Origin of the sequence: Flavobacterium sp. HJSW_4, assembly GCF_042436695.1 — a bacterium.
Lineage (GTDB): Bacteria > Bacteroidota > Bacteroidia > Flavobacteriales > Flavobacteriaceae > Flavobacterium.
The window spans coordinates 84,167-102,457 of the sequence record NZ_JBHNPP010000011.1; the positions used below are offsets into that span (position 1 = coordinate 84,167).

The window sequence follows — 18,291 nt, forward strand, 5'->3', positions numbered from 1 at the left end:
TTTCAATAAAACAGGTTTAATGGAACTTTTAAAAATTATATTTTTTTTAACAAATTGAAAAACAGTGTTTTCAAATGATAATTGCAAAAAATAGGCTTACACTATAAGAATGAGTTTAAATAAGATTATCATAACGCTAAATGTTTATTTGTAAGTGTTTTACTTTAGATATTTTTTTTAACTTTAGTGAAAGTATTGTTTTTTAGATAATTATAAAAAAAACAGTCTTTGCGATTTTCCCATATTTCAGTAATAGATTCCAAAAACATAATTTAATACTTTTTTCTATGGCAGATCTTTCTCAATCTCATCGTATTCTTTTCCTAAACACTCTTGCTTTTGCTATTTGTTTTGCATGCTGGACACTCAACGGAGTGCTGGTTACTTTTTTAGTTGATAAAGAAATTTTCGACTGGAGTGTCGTACAAATCGGATGGCTTTTAGGAATTCCTGTGCTTACAGGTTCGATTATGAGGCTGCCAATGGGAATCTTAACTGATAAATTTGGAGGTAGAATTGTGCATTCAGCTTTATTGATTTTAGCTTCTATTCCTCTATTTCTTCTGCCATTTGCGACTTCTTTTACTGTTTTTGCCATCTTAAGTTTTTTGTTTGGAATGGTCGGAACCAGTTTTGCAGTCGGAGTAGCTTCAACTTCTGTCTGGTATCCAAAAGAATGGCAGGGAAGAGCTTTGGGAATTTTCGGAATGGGAACAGCAGGAGCTTCTATAACGCCATTTTTAGCGCCTTCATTATTGAGTAAATTTTCAGAAACCGATCCAGAAAATGGTTGGAAATGGCTTCCAGTAATTTATGGTTCAGCTTTATTATTGATGGGAATTGTATTTCTGATTTTCGCAAAAAGCAAAAAAAGCGAAGCTCAATCTAAAACTTTAACTCAATTAATTCAGCCTTTAAAAAGCGTGCGCGTTTGGCGTTTTGGAACGTATTATTTCTTGGTATTCGGTTCGTTTGTAACTTTCTCACAATGGCTGCTTCCTAATTTTATGAATGTTTATCATACGACTTTAATTCTTGGCGGAATCTTTACTTCTTGTTTCAGTTTGCCAGCCGGAGTTGTTCGCGCTTTTGGAGGTTTTTTGTCGGATAAATTCGGAGCCAGAAAAGTAATGTATTGGGTTTTGAGTTCTTCGGTAGTTTTAAGCTTTTTATTGTTGTTTCCGAAAATGGACATCACCACTTCAGGAAGCGGATTATTGTCAAGTAAAGCCGGAACAGTTACTTCTGTTGCACCAGATAAAATAGTAATAGACGATAAAGAATATGCCATAGCGCAAGAAGACAAAAATCAGCCGCATTCTCAATATTTTCCATCAAAAAAAACATGGCAGGAAGTGGTTGTTGAGCAAAATCAAAAAGTGCAAAAGAAAGATTTATTGGCAGAAGGAATCACACAAATTCATTTTGAAGCGAATATGTGGGTGTATCTGGTTTTGGTTATTCTAATCGGAATTTCTTGGGGAATTGGTTCTGCCGCGGTTTTCAAACATATTCCAGATTACTTCCCAAATGAAGTAGGTGTAATTGGCGGAATGGTTGGATTATTAGGAGGTTTAGGCGGATTCTTCGGGCCAATTATTTTTGGGTATTTACTATCATTTACAGGATTCTGGACAAGTTCGTGGCTATTTATTTTAGCATTATCTCTGACTTGTTTAATCTGGATGCATCGCGTAATTGTGAAAATGACTAAAGAAAAATTGCCTGAAATGGCTAAGGATATTGATCGAAAGTAACATCATGAAAGAAAGAACATTTAATACAAAAGCTTTATTAATTGCAACGGCAGCTTCTGTTTTTATGGTTGTCTTGGTTTTTTACGGATCAAGAAAACTGCAAAACTTTGACGCAGCTTTGATAACTTATCTGTTCGGAACGCTCTTTGCTTTTTTTGGAGTCGTTTATAGATATACGGTTTGGTTGCAACGTCCGCCAACTTGGATGTATTTTAAAAGAGGAATTCATTTTCTATTTACAGGAAAAGTATTTTCTCATTTATGGTTTTTAGGGAAAGAATCGGTTCAAAATATCGCTTTTCAGAAATTTATTTATCCAAGAGGGAAATACCGTTGGATAGCGCACTTTTGTATTGCAATTGGCTGTTTTTCTGCTTTTGCAATAACATTTCCACTAACATTTGGATGGATTCATTTTACATTGGCTCCAAACTCAATCTCGGTTTACGAAGCTCATTTTTTTGGTTTTAAAGTAATGGATTTTGAATTGGGTTCTATAATGGCATTTTTGACTTTTCACGCCTTAAACTGGTCTTCTTATTTGGTTATTTTCGGTTCGCTTTATTATTTAAGACGCCGTTTAACCAATCCTGGATTAATTGCCACACAGACTTTTGAAGGTGATTTATTGCCCCTTCTTTTATTGATTGCTATTTCGGTTACAGGTTTATGTTTGACATATTCTTATCAGTTTATGAAGGGATTTGCGTATGATTTTTTAGCTGTAGTTCATGCCGTAACGGTTATTATGTTTTTGATTTGGATTCCGTTTGGAAAATTCTTCCACATCATTCAGCGACCGGCTCAGATTGGTGCGCATATTTATAAAAAAGAAGGAATGAAAAAAGGAATGGCAATATGTCCCGAAACTGGAAAACCTTTTACAACACAACTTCATATCGATGATTTAAAAATTGTAACCAAACAACTAGGTTTTGATTTTAGTGATGATGAAGGAAATTCACATCTCGATTTAAGTCCAGAAGGAAAAAGAGACCGTTTGGCAAAAGCGCATTTAAAAGCAAGATTAGAAGGCGGGAATTTATTTGGATGATTTTTCAAGTCTCAGTCTCAGTTTTTAGTTTACAGCTAAAACTGTATACTGAAATTAAAATATAAAAAAGTACTCAGTCAAAGTTTATAATTGAAAACTGAGACTGAAAACCGAAAACTTAAAAAAATGGCAAAACTACCAGTATCAGCTGAAAAAATAATTGAAGCATTTGGTCCGCATTTGAATTATACTCCAAAAGAAGGATATGAAGGACGCGACGAACCAGACAAATCTGTAAAAACACATTGCTGTTTTTGCGGAATGCAATGCGGTATTCAATTATCTGTAAAAGACAATAAAGTAGTTGGTTTTGAACCGTGGATGGAATTTCCTTTTAACGAAGGACGTTTGTGTCCAAAAGGAGTCCAGCGTTATATGCAGAACAATCATCCCGATCGATTATTGCATCCGATTAAAAGAGTAGAAGGAAAAGGTTTTGAGAAAACAACTTGGGATGAAGCAATGGACAAAACCGTTTCAGAAATCAAGAGAATTCAGGAAAAATACGGGAAACATGCTTTTTCAATGCTTTCTGGAGTTTCACTTACGAATGAGAAAAGCTATTTGGTTGGAAAATTTGCTAGAGTCGCTTTAAAAACAAGAAATCTAGATTATAACGGACGCCTTTGCATGGTAAGCGCGGGTGCAGGAAATAAAAAAGCATTCGGTTTAGACCGAGCATCAAACAATTATTCTGACTTAGAATATGCTGAAGTAATTATTGTGGCTGGTGCTAATGTTAGCGAAACTTTTCCAACTTTAACCCATTGGATTTGGAAAGCCAGAGATCGAGGTGCAAAACTGATTGTTGTCGATCCGCGTGTTATTCCGTTGGCAAGAACTGCTGATATTCATTTGGATGTCAGACCCGGAACAGATTCGGCTTTATATGGAGCTATGCTGAAATATCTTGTAGATCACGATATGCTGGATCATGATTTTATTGATAATCATACTTCAGGATTTCAGGAAACTATTGATGCTGTAAAAGGCTATACGCTGGAATGGGCAGAAGAAGTTACAGGAATTTCTAAAGAAAAAATTAAAGCCGCGGCTGAATTATGGGGAAAAGCAAAAACAAGTTTTTTATTGCATGCAAGAGGAATCGAACATCATTCAAAAGGTGTTGATAATGTAATTGGATGCATCAATTTAGTTTTAGCAACAGGAAGAATCGGAAGGCCTTATTGCGGTTATGGAACGATTACAGGGCAAGGAAATGGTCAGGGCGGAAGAGAGCACGGTCATAAATGCGATCAATTGCCAGGAAACCGTGATATCGAAAACATGGATCATCGAAAATACATTGCTGATGTTTGGAAAATTAAAGAAGAAGACATGCCGCACAAAGGCATTACGGCGTATGAAATTATCGAAGCCATTCACAGTGGTGAAATAAAAGGATTGATTTCGATTTGTTTTAATCCGCTGGTTTCTCTTCCAAATAATAATTATGTGCGTTCTGCTCTTGAAAAATTAGAGTTTTACGTTGCCATAGATTTCTTTTTAAATGAAACTGCCCGTCATGCGGATATTGTTTTAGCAGGTTCATTGCAGGAAGAAGAAGAAGGAACAACGACATCAGCAGAAGGACGCGTGATCCGAATTAGACAAGCAGTTACCCCACCGGGAGAAGCACGAACAGATACTTCGATATTATTAGAATTAGCCAAAAGATTAGGAGAAGAAGAACGGTTTACTTACGCCGACAGCGAAGCTATTTTTAACGAATTGCGCGTAGCTTCAAAAGGAGGAACTGCTGATTACAACGGAATTACTTATAAAAGAATTGAGGATAATATGGGCGTTTTCTGGCCATGTCCAACTGAGGATCATCCCGGAACGCCAAGATTGTGGGAAGATAAAAAGTTTGCAACTCCAGACGGAAAAGCACATTTTAATCCTGCTCCGTATAAATTGCCAGGTGAAATTACAGATGAAGAATACCCGATAATATTAACAACAGGACGCGTTGTGTCGCAATATTTAAGCGGAACACAAACCAGAAGAATTGGGAAATTGGTCGATCAGTTTCCAGAACCATTGTTGGAAATTCATCCAGAAATGGCGCGAAAATATAATATTCAACAAAGAGAATTGGTAAAAGTTTCAACGCGAAGAGGAGAAGGAATTTTTCCAGCCAATATTGTAGAAACCATTAGAAAAGATACTGTTTTTGTGCCTTATCATTGGCCAGGGAAAAAATCAGCCAATCAGTTAACGCCCGGAACTTTAGATCCGATTTCTAAAATTCCAGAGTTCAAAGTTTGTGCTTGTAAACTCGAACCATTAGGAGAAATCGAAAATTCATCAGACAAACCAAATGCTTATGCAAGTGTTTAATCTATAAAAAGCAACCATTATGAATGTAACCAATTATAATAAAAACGAAGAGTTTTTTGTAGACTTACAAAGATGCATTGGCTGTAAAGCTTGCGAAATGGCTTGTGCAGAATGTGAAACCAACGGTCAAGAATCTATGATTCATGTTAATTATGTAGAACGTGAAGTTACAATTCAGACCACAGTTCAGGTTTGTATGCATTGCGAAGATCCAGTTTGTGCGAATGTTTGTCCTGCTGATGCGATTTCGCAAGACGAATTTGGCGTTGTTCATACTGCAAATACAGAACGTTGCATTGGTTGTTCAAACTGCGTAATGGCTTGTCCGTTTGGAGTTCCGAAGAAAATGGAAGAATACGATTTAATGATGAAATGCACAATGTGTTACGACAGAACCAGCGTTGGCAAAAAGCCAATGTGCGCAACAGTTTGTCCGAGTGGTGCATTGTTTTATGGAACTCGTGCTCAAATCGAAGAAATGCGTCCAAATAGTACTCCTGTAAATTCATTTGTTTTTGGTAAAGAACGCGTAAATACAAAAGTGAATATCATGATGCCGAAAGGAAGCACCGAATTACGAATATTCTAAAGCTAAAATCCATGTCTAAAGAAGATAATTTAAGTGAAAATTGGAAGAAAGATTTTCCATATAGAAAGCAAGAATCGACACAAGTCAGCCGACGTGATTTTGCCAAATTCCTTACACTGGTTTCTGGCGGTTTAATGGTCGGTAGCGGATTGGTTGCAGCAAAAGCGTATTTGTTGCCAGCTGATGAAGTTGTCGGCGAACATTTTGTATGCGAAATAAAAGATATTCCGTTGGGAGGAACAAGAGGTTTTGTGATTGAAGGAAGTACGATTCCGTATATTTTAGTGCATTTAGAAAGCGGCATGTTTAGAGCTTACGAACAAAAATGCACGCATCTTTCGTGTGCCGTTTTTTATAAACCAGGAACAGGAATTATTCATTGTCCTTGTCACGAAGGCTCTTTTGATGCTTTGACGGGAGACGTTATTGCTGGACCGCCGCCAAGAGCTTTACCTCAGCTAGAAGTGGTTCTAAAAGGAGATAAAATTTTTGTAAAAGAATTTGAAAACAAAGCAAGTTAATTGTCTAAGAAATATATTATGAGTACATTTAGAAAAAGCCAAAATCAGGCAAATCCAAATAAGTTGAATGTTATTCTGTCTACTTTAATATTTGTTTTAATCTTAAATGTGAGTATTCAAATTTGGTTGTTGTATGCCGCTTTAAACAATGCATTAGATAACAATAAAGAGATTTTGATTCCAGCATTTGTAGGTTCGCTTATTTTATTTTTAATTGGTTTTGGATGGCTATATTATCTCCCAAAAGGGAATTTTAAAAATAACAAAACATAAATAATTTACGATTATGAGCTCAAATTTTAGTGTAAACAAAATTGCTTTTTTCTCGACTCAGCCTTACGATAAAACGTTTTTCAATAAGTACAATGAAGATTTTGGATTTCAATTGGATTTTTTTGAAACACAACTTAACCCTCAGACAGTTGCATTAATTGAAGCTTGTGAAATTGTTTGTGTTTTTGTGAATGATATTGTAAACGAAACAGTTATTAAACAATTAGCAGAAAAAAAAGTAAAAATAATTGCGCTACGTTGCGCCGGATTTAACAATGTAGATTTAGAAGCCGCAAAAAAGCATAATATAAAAGTTTGTCGTGTCCCAGCTTATTCTCCGCAAGCCGTTGCAGAACATGCCATGGCCATGATTTTGACTTTAAATAGAAAAACTCATAAAGCTTACAATAGAGTTCGTGAACAGAATTTCTCTTTAAACGGATTGTTAGGTTTTGATTTATTCGGAAAAACAATCGGAATTATTGGAACTGGAAATATAGGAAAAGCATTTTCTAAAATCGCATTAGGTTTTGGCTGTAAAGTTTTGGCGTATGATATTGTTGAAAGCGAAGAAATGAAAAAGGACGGAGTCTATTTTGTCGATTTAGAAGAGATTTTCAAATCGAGTGATATTATTTCATTGCATTGTCCGCTAAACGATCAGACGAAACACGTTATCAATAAAACTTCGCTGACTTTTATGAAAGATAGCGTGATGATCATCAATACAAGCCGTGGCGGATTAATTGAAACTTCATCAGTTATTGAAGGATTGAAAGAAGGAAAAATTGGTTATTTAGGAATTGACGTTTACGAACAGGAAGAAAAACTGTTCTTTAGAGATCTTTCTGCAGATATTATTCAAGATGATGCGATTCAGCGTTTAATGAGTTTTCCGAATGTTTTGGTAACGGCACATCAGGCGTTTTTTACCAACGAAGCTTTAACTCAGATTGCATTGGTTACGTTCAATAATATAAAATCATTGTTGACACAGAATGATATTGAAAACAAAACAGCATTATTAGTGTAAACTATCGTGAATTCAAAACATATGATTATGAAAAATAAAATTCTGATTTTAGTTGCAATTTTGGCATTATCTTCTTGTCAAAACAAAGACAATTCGAAAAATATTGTAAAAACAATTGTTCAAGATACATTGTCTAAAACTCTTGGTGGGACAGCAGATTTAAGTGAAGTTTCTGAGAAAAATAATAAACAAGTAGAACTCATCAAAAAACAATTGTTGGTTTTATTGAAGAAAGATTTGCCAGCAATGACCAAAGAAGATAGATCTTTTTATTATGAAGCTTTCGATTTAAATAATGACAAGAAAGACGAATACTTTGTAGGTTTTTCTAATTCGTATTTCTGCGGAAGCGGAGGTTGTTCAGGTTATATTCTAAACAATGACGGAAGCGTAATCAATCGTTTTTCTGTAACCGATTTTCCGATTTTAGTAACAACCGATTCTTCAGAGAAATTCTATAATCTTCTAATGAAAAGTGGAGGCGCATTTCATCTCATGAAAATGAAAAACGGAAAATATCCATCAAATCCATCTGTACAAGAAAAATGGAAAGGAGAAGTTCCAAAAGAAACTACTTCTGTTTTAGATATTCAAGGAAAGCAATTGGAGAAGTATTCGTTTTAAATTATACTTGAATAAAAAAATAAACCCGACAGATTTTAAAATTTGTCGGGTTTAATATTTAGTAAACGTTGTAATTTCTAAAATTCAAATTCTCCAATTAGAATTTTACTGTCACTTTCGCGTTTGTTTTCTTTTTGGCTTTGGAAAACAGCAATTTTTCTTTCCTGTCTACCATCAGAGTAATAAAGGTAAACTTCTGCCATTACTGTTGTTGGTCCAGAAAGAATATTTTGTCTTTCACCAAAGAAATTAGTTTTGATTTTATATTTTCCTTTAATTGCTTTTTTAAGTAAAAACTGTTCAGGACCAAAACCTTGAGTGAAATCATTGCTTAACCTTCCTCCAATTTCTGTCGATTTATGTGAGTATGAACAATCTTCTCCTCTTGGATCTGTAACCCAAAGATCGATGTCTGTATTGTCTTTATTCCAGTTAATAACGATACGGATATCTACTGGAAGATTTGCTTTTAAACGATCATCTACTTTGCTTGCATCAACATTTTTGTTTTGACTCAAAATATTATTGATTTCCATAATCAAAATCTCTTCAATGCCATTGTCTCTTACAGAAATCTCATCGGTATATTCCTGATAAAGCATTCCTTTATAGATGTTAAGAGCTTCTTGAGGTTTTTTATTGTCAACCAAAGCCAATGCATAATCTCTATGGCTTTGAGCATCAAAAGGTCTCCATTCTAAAATCTTCTGAGTAATCCACAATTCTTTTTCATAATTACCTCTCTGTTTCAATAGATAAGAAATCGTTTTGTACAACTCTTCATTTTCTAAATCAAGTTCTGCTAATGTGCTTAAAACCTTTAAAGAAAGTGCTTTGTCTCCTTTTTTGAATAGCAGTTTAGAAACATCAAAATAGTAAGTTACTTGCTTCTCATATTTCGGACGATTTTCAAGATACTTTTGGTAAATCAATTCAGGAGACTGTAAAGATTGGAAATCTTTCATATACTCTTGAGTGCTTTCCACATCTACCAGAGTTATTTTTCCAGAAGATTTTTTATCGCTAATAGAGTAGGCCTCTTCGGAATTGGCAGCGCCTGAAACTGGTGATGATGATTCTCTTTTTGCCTGTTTGGAAACCTTAGGGTACTCTTTTTTTTCTGTAGGCTTAAATTCACTATTCCACCAAGTTGTCAGTTCACGTGTTTTATCAAAAGCTTTAGATAGAAGATTTCTTCTTTTTTCCAAAACTTCTCTTTTGTTTTGCGAAACGATTTTGTTGTATTCTGATAATAATTCCTCTGGAGGAGTAATGCCAAAACGTACATAATCATTCACATCTTCCAATACGATAAGACTGGTGTTCTTGCTTACAACTCCAAACTGCTCGCTCAGATTTCTGATTTCATCGCTGTTTTGTGTTGAATTAAGTTCAAGATCATTAATTTTTCGTTGTGCCCAAAATTGCGCAAGAGGCCAATTATCTACTTGTACAGCGTTATTGAAATCTACAGGCACTTCAAATTTCTTATTTCCTACTGAAAAAACAGCAGTAAGTTTACTTAAGTTTGAAGATGAAATTCCGAAAATATTGACAGGTTCATTTACTGCAGTTCCAACATTGGGGAACAATTCTTGAAGCGTATTTGTTTCTTTAAAACCTAAAAATACAATAGGAAGTCTTTTATATGTTTTTAGAGCAGATGGAGTATCTAATTCATTCAAATTGATAAAATTCCCTCCAGATTGTGAAGCTAAAAGTTTCAACAAATTAAAATCAGAAGTTGGCGTGCTCGTTATGCTGTTAACTGGTTTTTTGAACTTTAGAGTTAAATCTCCAAAATTTGAAATTCCGTCAGAAAATAAAAGATACTCGTCTATTGATGAAATTTCTTTTAAAGCACTGAAATCGGTTCCGCCATCATATTTAAGATTCAGAATTCTTTCTTTTAATGCATTCCAGTTTCCACCAGAAACAGTAAATTCTTCTGTTTTTTCAAGGGTATTATTTAGAAGAACAAAAGAAACAGCAACATTTTTGTTATCTAAGAAATAAGCATTAAGAAAGTCCAGTTCTTTTTGACGATCTCTCTTTGATCCGCTGAAAGAATTGTCCCAAATAATAGCAATTTTTTGAGATTTTGCTTTTTCTTGTACAGGGAAATTCATAGCAACACTTGCCGCAAAATAAGACTTATCATCAGAAGCTTTTTGAAGCATCACATTTGAAGATTCATTTACTTTTGGAATGCTTATTTTAAGGCTTTCAGTTGGCGTAAAATTCGTTTTCTTAATTTCAGCAACCCATTGATTTCCTTTTTTCAGGAAAGTAAAACTTCCATCTGGATTTTCCGTAATTTTTGGAGTTGTCAGACCTTCATTAACCAATACTTTCAAATTAAATTTTGGAATGCTAACGGCATTAGCAAAACTTAAAAAATACTGGTAATCAGTAGCCGAATTTTTTAATTCCTGATTGTATGTAATTCTAATGATTCTGCTGCCTCTAGCTGTAATGGGATAAATTCTAGTTCTGAAATTATTTCCAGCTACTTTTTCAATAATACCTGGATCTACATTTCTTTTTTCAATACTTTCAAATACTTCTTTAGCTCTTTCTTTTGGAACAGGAACAGCGTCTCTTAAACTTCCGTTAATATCTAAAGCATAACCGCTTACGCTAACTCCTTCTGGCAATGGAAGTGTAAAGTTTCCTTCTAAAATTCTGTCGCCAGGATTGTAAAATGTATAAGTTGCTGTAGTCGATGCAAGATTTCCTAAAATCTTGGTTTCAATTTGTACTTCCTGTAAGATTACTGAATTTTTTTTCTGATTTTCGACATCCAAAGTTGGAATCTGTGAAAAAGCGGCACTAAAGAATAGTAGTGCACAGATAGTAAAAATTTTATTCATAATTAATAAGCGCGATTTTATTTGATTTGAAATGTGAAAACCCGATTAGCTTTAAAGTCTTTATTTTTGAATTTTTTCAAATTAAAGGGATAGAATATGCTTAGCCACAATTCCAAAATTGAAACCCTGAACCTGATCAAATCCGCTGAAATTAACCGCGATTAGTTGGCCACATTCATTAAAAACCGGCGAACCACTAGCACCGTGTGTAGAAGTTATACTGTATTGAATTTTATTTCCATCAGATTCTTTACTTATCTGACCATCATAAAGTTGTACTTTAATACCTGAATTTGTCTGTGCCAAATCTATTCCCATCGGATAACCCACCATTATCGCTTTTTGCCCAGGAGATAAAGAAGCATCGTTGTCAACAATATTATCAAGACTAATGATATTGGTAACAGTTGACGGAGTTTTATGATCGGCTACTTGTAAAAGACCTAAATCAATATTGCTGTCATCAGAAACTTTTTTCATTTCACAATTAATCCATTCGCTATCAGAGTTATGAAGCGCAACCTGAATGTCAACAGTTTTTATAAATACTTCAATGTTTTCTATAGAAACATATTCTTTAACCGGAATAGAAGCTGCTAAATCAGTTGATACTTGAGACGTATCTGCTTCTGTTTCATTAGAACTAACAAATTCTTCACCTGCAGACTCACTAGTTTCTTCACTAGATTCCTCATAATCTCCATCTCCCTCTCCTTCGCCTTCACTATATGAAACCGAAGCATGCGACCAGTTGTTATTAATAAAACTTTCATATTCATCTTCAGAAACATCGGTCGTTAAAATAGAAGCAACCTTCATTCGTAGATTTCGTATGTTAGCATTTACTTTTTCGCTCTCTTCCTCTGTTGAATTCCATGGCTGTAAAACATGTCTATTGGTGATCATGTCTCCTTCTGTATCTACAAAAAAGCCAGTTCCGTAAATTGTTTCTTCCTTTGCATCTTCAGCAGTAAGTTGAAATTCTTTTCCATTAATTTTAACAAAATAGCCATATCTATGTTTTACAAGCACAACTGCATTTTTATAAGTATCATAGATTTTGGTGTCTGTGCCTAAGCAAACACTTTCTTTTTTTGGTTTAAAATATTTAAATCCTAAAAAGCCTGCAGCCGAGAGAACGATAATAGCGATAAGAACAAACTTGAAACGGTTTCTTTTTTTATTGACTGTTGTTTCTAAATCTTCGTTGGGAGAGATTTTTCTAATTTTCATTTAGAGTATTGGTTGAAAAATGTTAATTGAATGGGTTTTTGGGTTAAAGAATAGACTTTTATAAAAAGTCTATTTTTCGTGCCAAATGTAGTAATTTATTTCCCAAAAAAAACGAATGAAAAATCAATTTTATGTTCAATATTGAGTGAGATTTTTTTGTTTCTTAATGTTCTAGGCTTAAAAAAGAAAACCCGACAGATTTTAAAAATCTGTCGGGTTTAAAATTATTTTTATAATATTTTTGAAAGCCTTTTAGGATCTCTACGATTATCCCAAAATGCTACTATAATTAACTCTGAAGGGGTTATTTTGTAAATGATATTATAATGTCCTAATGTTGAAGCTCGAGTATCGGGAAATTCTGTTTTAATATAAGTTTCGGGATTATTGACTAAAAATTGAACCCTTTCTGAGATTTCTGAAACTAATTTTTTAGGATATTCTGCGGATTTATTTCTTTTCTTCCAATAGCTTAAAATTTTTCTTCTTTGGAGAGCTGCGGTTTTTGTCCAAATTATTTTGACAGCCATTCTAAGTCTTCATTATCTAAATCTTCTTGTGAAATTATTTTTCCATATTTTATATCTTCCTCACTTTCTTTAAGCATATCCAACTCATATTGTTCAAATTGATAAACATTTGAAGTGTCAGCATTTTTCAGAAGATTCTTGATTTTTTCCAATAGGCTTACATCTTCAATATTTTTGAGTTTATCAAATATCTCTAATTTTAATTCTAAAGTGCTCATAATAATATGATTTGATTAATTAAAGTCATGTAAAGTTAATAAAAAGCCCGACAGATTTAAAACCTGTCGGGCCATATTTATAATAATATAAGGTGAATTTACCCCACCAATTCCACAAATTTAAACTCGCCATCAACGACAACTTTAGTCAAACCGTGTTTAGATAAGTTTTTCATAGATGCATCCCATTTTTTACCGCTTAAGTTAGCTGTAATTTTAAGCTGTCCTAAATCCATTTTATTGTCATTTCCTTTCAATAAATCAACGATAAACTTCTCTTCGTCAGAAAGTTCAATGGTTTGTTTTTTCTCAGGACGCATTTGTGGGAACAATAAAACCTCTTGAATCGAAGCATTATTAGTCAAATACATAATCAAACGATCCATTCCAATTCCCATTCCAGAAGTAGGAGGCATACCGTACTCAAGCGCTCTTAAGAAATCTTCGTCGATAATTCCGTTTGCTTCGTCATCACCTTTTGCAGCCAAACGCATTTGATCTTCAAAACGCTCTCTTTGGTCAATTGGGTCATTTAATTCAGAATACGCATTTGCGATTTCTTTTCCGCAAACCATCAATTCAAAACGCTCAGTCAAATCTGGATTATCGCGGTGCTCTTTACAAAGTGGCGACATTTCTTTTGGATAATCAGTAATGAAAGTTGGCTGAATATAATTTCCTTCACATTTTGCTCCAAAAATCTCATCAATCAATTTTCCTTTACCCATTGTTTCGTCAACCTCGATTCCCATTCCGCGTGCCGCTTCAAACAATTCTTGTTCTGTTTTACCAGAAATATCAAAACCAGTAAAATGTTTGATAGAATCAGTCATGGTAACACGAGCGTAAGGCGCTTTAAAGTTGATTTTATGCTCACCAAAAGTAACTTCACTAGTTCCGTTAACAGCAATTGCACAATGCTCTAATAAGCCTTCTGCAAATTCCATCATCCAGTTGTAGTCTTTGTAAGCTACATATATTTCCATTGCAGTAAACTCAGGATTATGCGTTCTGTCCATACCTTCGTTACGGAAGTTTCTAGAGAACTCATAAACACCTTCAAATCCACCAACAATTAATCTTTTTAAATACAATTCGTTTGCAATACGCATGTAAAGCGGAATATCAAGCGAGTTGTGGTGCGTAATAAATGGTCTTGCCGAAGCACCACCAGGAATTGACTGTAAAACCGGAGTATCAACTTCCAAATATCCAGCATCGTTAAAATAACCACGCATTGCGCTAAATAACTTTGTACGTTTGATAAAAGTTTCTTTAACCTGCGGATTCACAGTTAAATCTACATAACGCATTCTGTAACGCAATTCAGCGTCGTTAAAAGCATCGTGTACATTTCCTTCTTCGTCAACTTTTGGCAACGGAAGCGGACGTAACGTTTTACTCAAGAAAGTAAATCCGCTCACACGAATACATTTTGCACCAACTTGTGTTGTAAACAATTCACCTTCGATACCAATAAAATCACCTAAATCAGTTAATTTTTTGAAAACTTGGTTGTACAAAGTTTTATCGTCACCTTCACACAAAACATCGCGATTTACGTACAATTGAATACGTCCTTCGCTATCTTGCAACTCAGCAAAACAAGCTTTACCTTGATCACGAACACTCATCAAACGTCCCGCAACGATAACCTTCTTACCCTCTTCAAATGTTTCCTTTATCTGCTTAGATGTATGATTTACAGGAAAAAGATTAGCCGGATAAGGATTGATTCCTAAGTTGCGTAAGTTCTGAAGTTTTTCTCTTCTAATGATTTCTTGTTCTGATAATGCCATTTTTGCTTTATTTTTTAAGTGTGCAAAGATAAAAAAAAGAATGTAGATTTTAGAATGCAGATTTTAGATTTTTTGCAGCATCAAATTATTGGGTTTCAATCAACTTTAGTCCCGCTATCCATTTCAATCTTTTATGCCGAACACCGGCATAAAAGGATTTCCATTTCTATCGGGGCTAGCTTAGAAATTTTTGTTTTCATAAGAGTTTTTAGTAGGAGCGTAGCGACTAAAAAACTTAGTATCTTAGCCACTAAGAACCTTAGAATCTTTAAAGTAATGAAATATTTAGCTGTTTTTTTAATGTTACTTTCTTTTGCAAGCTGTCAAATTACAGAAACGCTTACCATAAATCCTGACGGAAGCGGGACAATAGAAATGGAACAACTTCGAGAAGAAAATAGCTATATGCAATTGGCTGGAGAAGAATATTCTAAAGAAAACGTTTTTAAGGATACAACTTATGTATTCAAAGAGTACATCAAAAATTACAGTGAAAACTTTGAAAAATACAAGCTAGAAGAACAGCAGCTATTTAAAAAATATGCCAATGTGGAAGTGAAAATAAAAAGAAGCTCTTTCGAAAAAGAATTTAGAACGCTTTTTACGCTTCATTTTGATAAAACTTCAGAAATTCCAGATTTATTTAAAACAGAAGATTATGCTTCAGATATTCAGCATAATTATGCTTTAACGGCAGAAAATCATTATTTCAGAATTGCATATGCTTTCGATGGAAAAATTTTCCAACGTTCTGTTTCGATTATAAATACGTCTGAATTTGAAAAAGCAAAAGGAGACTCACAAAACTTCAAAGCAAAATACGGTTCTTCAAAATTGATGCAATCGTATACTTTAAAATATCATTTTCCAAAAAATATCAAATCAGTTTCAAATTCAAAAGCAATTGTAGGGGCAGACAAGAAATCTTTAACCTTAGAATTTCAGCTTTTAGATTTTCTTTATAATCCTGAAAGTAGTAATCTGAATGTTGTTTTAGAATAAAATTAAAATAATTAAGAAAAGAAAGTATCTTCGCTTGCATAACCAAAATCTAAAACATGAAGAAAATTTTACTTTGCTTTTTTATAATTTTTTCTATTACAAGCTGTACGCTTAAAGAAAAAGTGGTCGTAAACGAAGATGGATCGGGAACTTTCTCTTACGGATTTGACATGTCACCGATGTATAAACTCGGAATGAAAAAAGCAGATTCTACAAAAGTCAGTAAGGTAGTAGATACCACTTTTACTTTCAAAGAGATATTTGACAAAGTCAAAGACAGTATTTCTAAATTGCCAAATGGTGACAAAGAAAAATTGGAGCTATTGGAAAAAGAAAAGGAGAAACTTGAAATTCTACAGGATTTTAAAGTGAGCATAAAAATCAACGAAGAAAAAAAGGAATTTGAATACAGTATGATATTTGATTTCCCTAGCGGAACAGGATATAAAACTATTGCAACACCTGCCGAAAGTTTAGAAGGATTGGCTGCAGCAGATAAAAAAAATCTCGGACTCTTAAGTGCTATGCCCAAACCAGAAGAAAAATCGGCTACAACTATTTTTTATGATGGTAAGGTTTTTATTAAGGCTGTAACACTTGGTAAAGACGATAAAAAAGGTAAAAAGAAAAAAGAAGCCAAGAAAGAAAAAAACGATGATCCGTTCTCGAAAAAAATGGAAGAAATGATGAAAGAATGCAAGTATATTGCCGAATATCATTTTCCTAAAAAGATCAAAACTGTTTCGCTTAAAAACGCGGTTCTAACGCAAGATAGAAAAGGTTTTACTCTTGAAATTCCTTTAGACAATGCGCAGGAAAGCAGTGTAGATTTTGGTTTTAAAGTAGAATTTGAGCAATAATTGAGGGTTTCAATAAAATGTATTTTTAAAAATAGTCTTCGTATCTTTGATAAAAATATAACTGCAAATGAAATTATATAAACTACTGAGTTTTTCTTTTTTAATAGCCACTTTAACCAGCTGTACTTTCACTGAAAATATTTACATAAACGATAACGGAACCGGAAAATTCGCTGTCGATATGGATGGTTCTCCTATAATGGAAATGGCTGGTGATCAGATTGCGGGCCAAATGGGAGAAAATAAAAAAGATATTGATACCACTTTTACTTTCAAAGAAGTCTTTGCTGAGAAAAAAGACAGTATCGCTAAGTTGTCGCCAGAAACACAGAAAGAGCTTAAAAAACTGGAGAATTATGTTGTTTCAACAAAAATAAGTTCTGAGAAAAAAGTGTTTTTAATGAACATGGCAACTGACTTTAAAAACGTAAACGAACTGCAAGATATTTTACAGACATTAGGCACGCTTCAAAAATTAGAAGGAGGCAAAAATCCTATGGGAAGTGGCTTCGGAGATAATGGAAGTAAATTAAGTTATACTTATGATGGAAAGAAATTTACAAGAAAAGCAGTAGTAGATCAGCAAAAGGCAGTAAAACCGCAAGATGCAGAAGGAGATATGTCTAAAATGATGTTTGCTTCGTCTAGCTATATTGTAAAATATCATTTTCCTAAAAAAATAAAGAAAGTCTCTAATCCAACTGCTGTATTTAGCGACGATCGCAAATCAATTACAATTCAATACACTTTTACGGATTATATGGAGAATCCTGACAAACTGAACTTTGATGTTGAGTTTGAAAAATAATTAAAATGAATAAAAAAATTCAACTTCAGGATCTGGGCAAAAAAGATTATAAATCGACTTGGGAATATCAAGAAGAAATCTTTAAAGACATTGTCGATTTAAAAATCAAGAACAGAAGAGAAGAACTAGATCTGCCAACTCCAAATTATTTATTATTAGTTGAGCATCCGCATGTTTATACTTTAGGAAAAAGCGGCGATCTGGAGAACTTATTATTAAACGAAAAACAGCTCGAAGCCAAAGGAGCAACTTTTTATAAAATCAATCGTGGTGGAGATATTACATATCACGGACCTGGACAGATTGTAGGTTATCCAATTTTAGATTTAGAAAATTTCTTTACCGATATTCATAAATACCTACGTTTGTTAGAAGAATCAATCATTCTGACTTTAGCAGAATATGGTTTAGAATCGGGCAGGAGCGAAGGAGAAACAGGAGTTTGGCTTGGCGTTGGAACCCCGTTTGCACGCAAAATCTGCGCAATGGGCGTTCGCGCTTCAAGATGGGTAACCATGCACGGATTTGCTTTAAACGTAAATGTCGATTTAGGATATTTTGATAATATTATTCCGTGTGGAATTCGTGGAAAAGGCGTTACTTCTTTAAACGTAGAACTTGGTGTAGAAAAAGTAGACGAAGAAGAAGTAAAAGCTAAAATTATAAAACATTTTAAAGATCTTTTCGAAGCCGAATTTGTTTAAAAACAGCTCTAAAAAAGTAAACCGTTTCAAGTATTCTATTTGAAACGGTTTTTTATTTCGCTTCATTTTT

Annotated in this window: 17 protein-coding genes; 12 read left to right on the forward strand and 5 right to left on the reverse strand. The window is 33.9% G+C overall.

The features are described from left to right. Positions 1-287 precede the first annotated feature (287 nt). The 8 genes from ACE01P_RS12375 (at position 288) to ACE01P_RS12410 (ending at position 8,194) form a co-directional block, all read left to right on the forward strand. On the forward strand, positions 288-1,757 hold the full coding sequence (locus tag ACE01P_RS12375; RefSeq protein ID WP_379698123.1) for a nitrate/nitrite transporter: 1,470 nt from the start codon (positions 288-290) through the stop codon (positions 1,755-1,757). A gap of 4 nt (positions 1,758-1,761) precedes the next feature. Further along, on the forward strand, positions 1,762-2,811 hold the full coding sequence (locus ACE01P_RS12380; protein ID WP_379698126.1) for an MFS transporter: 1,050 nt from the start codon (positions 1,762-1,764) through the stop codon (positions 2,809-2,811). A 126-nt stretch (positions 2,812-2,937) separates the two neighbouring features. After that, entirely contained in the window at positions 2,938-5,154 is a 2,217-nt protein-coding gene (locus ACE01P_RS12385) for a molybdopterin oxidoreductase family protein (protein ID WP_379698129.1), read from the forward strand. Between the two features lie 19 nt (positions 5,155-5,173). After that, on the forward strand, positions 5,174-5,743 hold the full coding sequence (locus ACE01P_RS12390) for a 4Fe-4S dicluster domain-containing protein (protein WP_144215177.1): 570 nt from the start codon (positions 5,174-5,176) through the stop codon (positions 5,741-5,743). A gap of 11 nt (positions 5,744-5,754) precedes the next feature. Continuing rightward, entirely contained in the window at positions 5,755-6,264 is a 510-nt protein-coding gene (locus ACE01P_RS12395) for a ubiquinol-cytochrome c reductase iron-sulfur subunit (RefSeq protein ID WP_379698132.1), read from the forward strand. 18 nt (positions 6,265-6,282) lie between these two features. Continuing rightward, positions 6,283-6,537 (forward strand): DUF6755 family protein, encoded by a 255-nt coding sequence (locus ACE01P_RS12400; RefSeq protein WP_379698134.1) that lies wholly within the window; start codon positions 6,283-6,285, stop codon positions 6,535-6,537. A gap of 13 nt (positions 6,538-6,550) precedes the next feature. Then, positions 6,551-7,570: a 2-hydroxyacid dehydrogenase gene (locus ACE01P_RS12405; RefSeq protein ID WP_379698136.1), complete on the forward strand. Its 1,020-nt coding sequence runs from the start codon at positions 6,551-6,553 to the stop codon at positions 7,568-7,570. Between the two features lie 27 nt (positions 7,571-7,597). Beyond that, a complete protein-coding gene (locus ACE01P_RS12410) occupies positions 7,598-8,194 on the forward strand; it encodes a hypothetical protein (RefSeq protein WP_379698138.1) in 597 nt (198 codons plus the stop codon). 77 nt (positions 8,195-8,271) lie between these two features. Here ACE01P_RS12410 and ACE01P_RS12415 read toward each other — a convergent pair whose 3' ends face one another. The 5 genes from ACE01P_RS12415 to lysS all read right to left on the reverse strand — a co-directional run bounded on the left by ACE01P_RS12415 (position 8,272) and on the right by lysS (position 14,847). Further along, complete coding sequence (locus ACE01P_RS12415) at positions 8,272-11,067, reverse strand: VIT domain-containing protein (RefSeq protein ID WP_379698141.1); 2,796 nt, start codon at positions 11,065-11,067, stop codon at positions 8,272-8,274. A gap of 81 nt (positions 11,068-11,148) precedes the next feature. After that, positions 11,149-12,300 (reverse strand): serine protease, encoded by a 1,152-nt coding sequence (locus ACE01P_RS12420; RefSeq protein WP_379698144.1) that lies wholly within the window; start codon positions 12,298-12,300, stop codon positions 11,149-11,151. Positions 12,301-12,530: 230 nt separating this feature from the next. Next, a complete protein-coding gene (locus tag ACE01P_RS12425) occupies positions 12,531-12,830 on the reverse strand; it encodes a type II toxin-antitoxin system RelE/ParE family toxin (protein WP_379698147.1) in 300 nt (99 codons plus the stop codon). Continuing rightward, on the reverse strand, positions 12,815-13,048 hold the full coding sequence (locus tag ACE01P_RS12430) for a hypothetical protein (RefSeq protein ID WP_379698150.1): 234 nt from the start codon (positions 13,046-13,048) through the stop codon (positions 12,815-12,817). The genes ACE01P_RS12425 and ACE01P_RS12430 overlap by 16 nt, the downstream gene beginning before the upstream one ends. A 98-nt stretch (positions 13,049-13,146) precedes the next feature. After that, positions 13,147-14,847 carry a lysine--tRNA ligase gene (gene lysS, locus ACE01P_RS12435; protein ID WP_379698153.1) on the reverse strand — a complete coding sequence of 567 codons (1,701 nt, stop codon included), beginning with the start codon at positions 14,845-14,847 and terminating at the stop codon, positions 13,147-13,149. A gap of 276 nt (positions 14,848-15,123) precedes the next feature. On the opposite strand from lysS, the gene ACE01P_RS12440 reads away from it, so the two are divergent. The 4 genes from ACE01P_RS12440 to lipB all read left to right on the forward strand — a co-directional run bounded on the left by ACE01P_RS12440 (position 15,124) and on the right by lipB (position 18,221). After that, positions 15,124-15,849, forward strand: coding sequence for a hypothetical protein (locus ACE01P_RS12440; RefSeq protein WP_379698156.1), 726 nt, complete (start codon positions 15,124-15,126; stop codon positions 15,847-15,849). 56 nt (positions 15,850-15,905) lie between these two features. After that, a complete protein-coding gene (locus ACE01P_RS12445; RefSeq protein ID WP_379698159.1) occupies positions 15,906-16,709 on the forward strand; it encodes a hypothetical protein in 804 nt (267 codons plus the stop codon). Positions 16,710-16,776: 67 nt separating this feature from the next. Then, positions 16,777-17,517, forward strand: a complete 741-nt coding sequence (locus tag ACE01P_RS12450; protein ID WP_379698162.1) for a hypothetical protein — start codon at positions 16,777-16,779, stop codon at positions 17,515-17,517. A gap of 5 nt (positions 17,518-17,522) precedes the next feature. Beyond that, positions 17,523-18,221, forward strand: coding sequence for a lipoyl(octanoyl) transferase LipB (lipB, locus tag ACE01P_RS12455; RefSeq protein WP_379698165.1), 699 nt, complete (start codon positions 17,523-17,525; stop codon positions 18,219-18,221). The last annotated feature ends 70 nt before the right edge of the window (positions 18,222-18,291 follow it).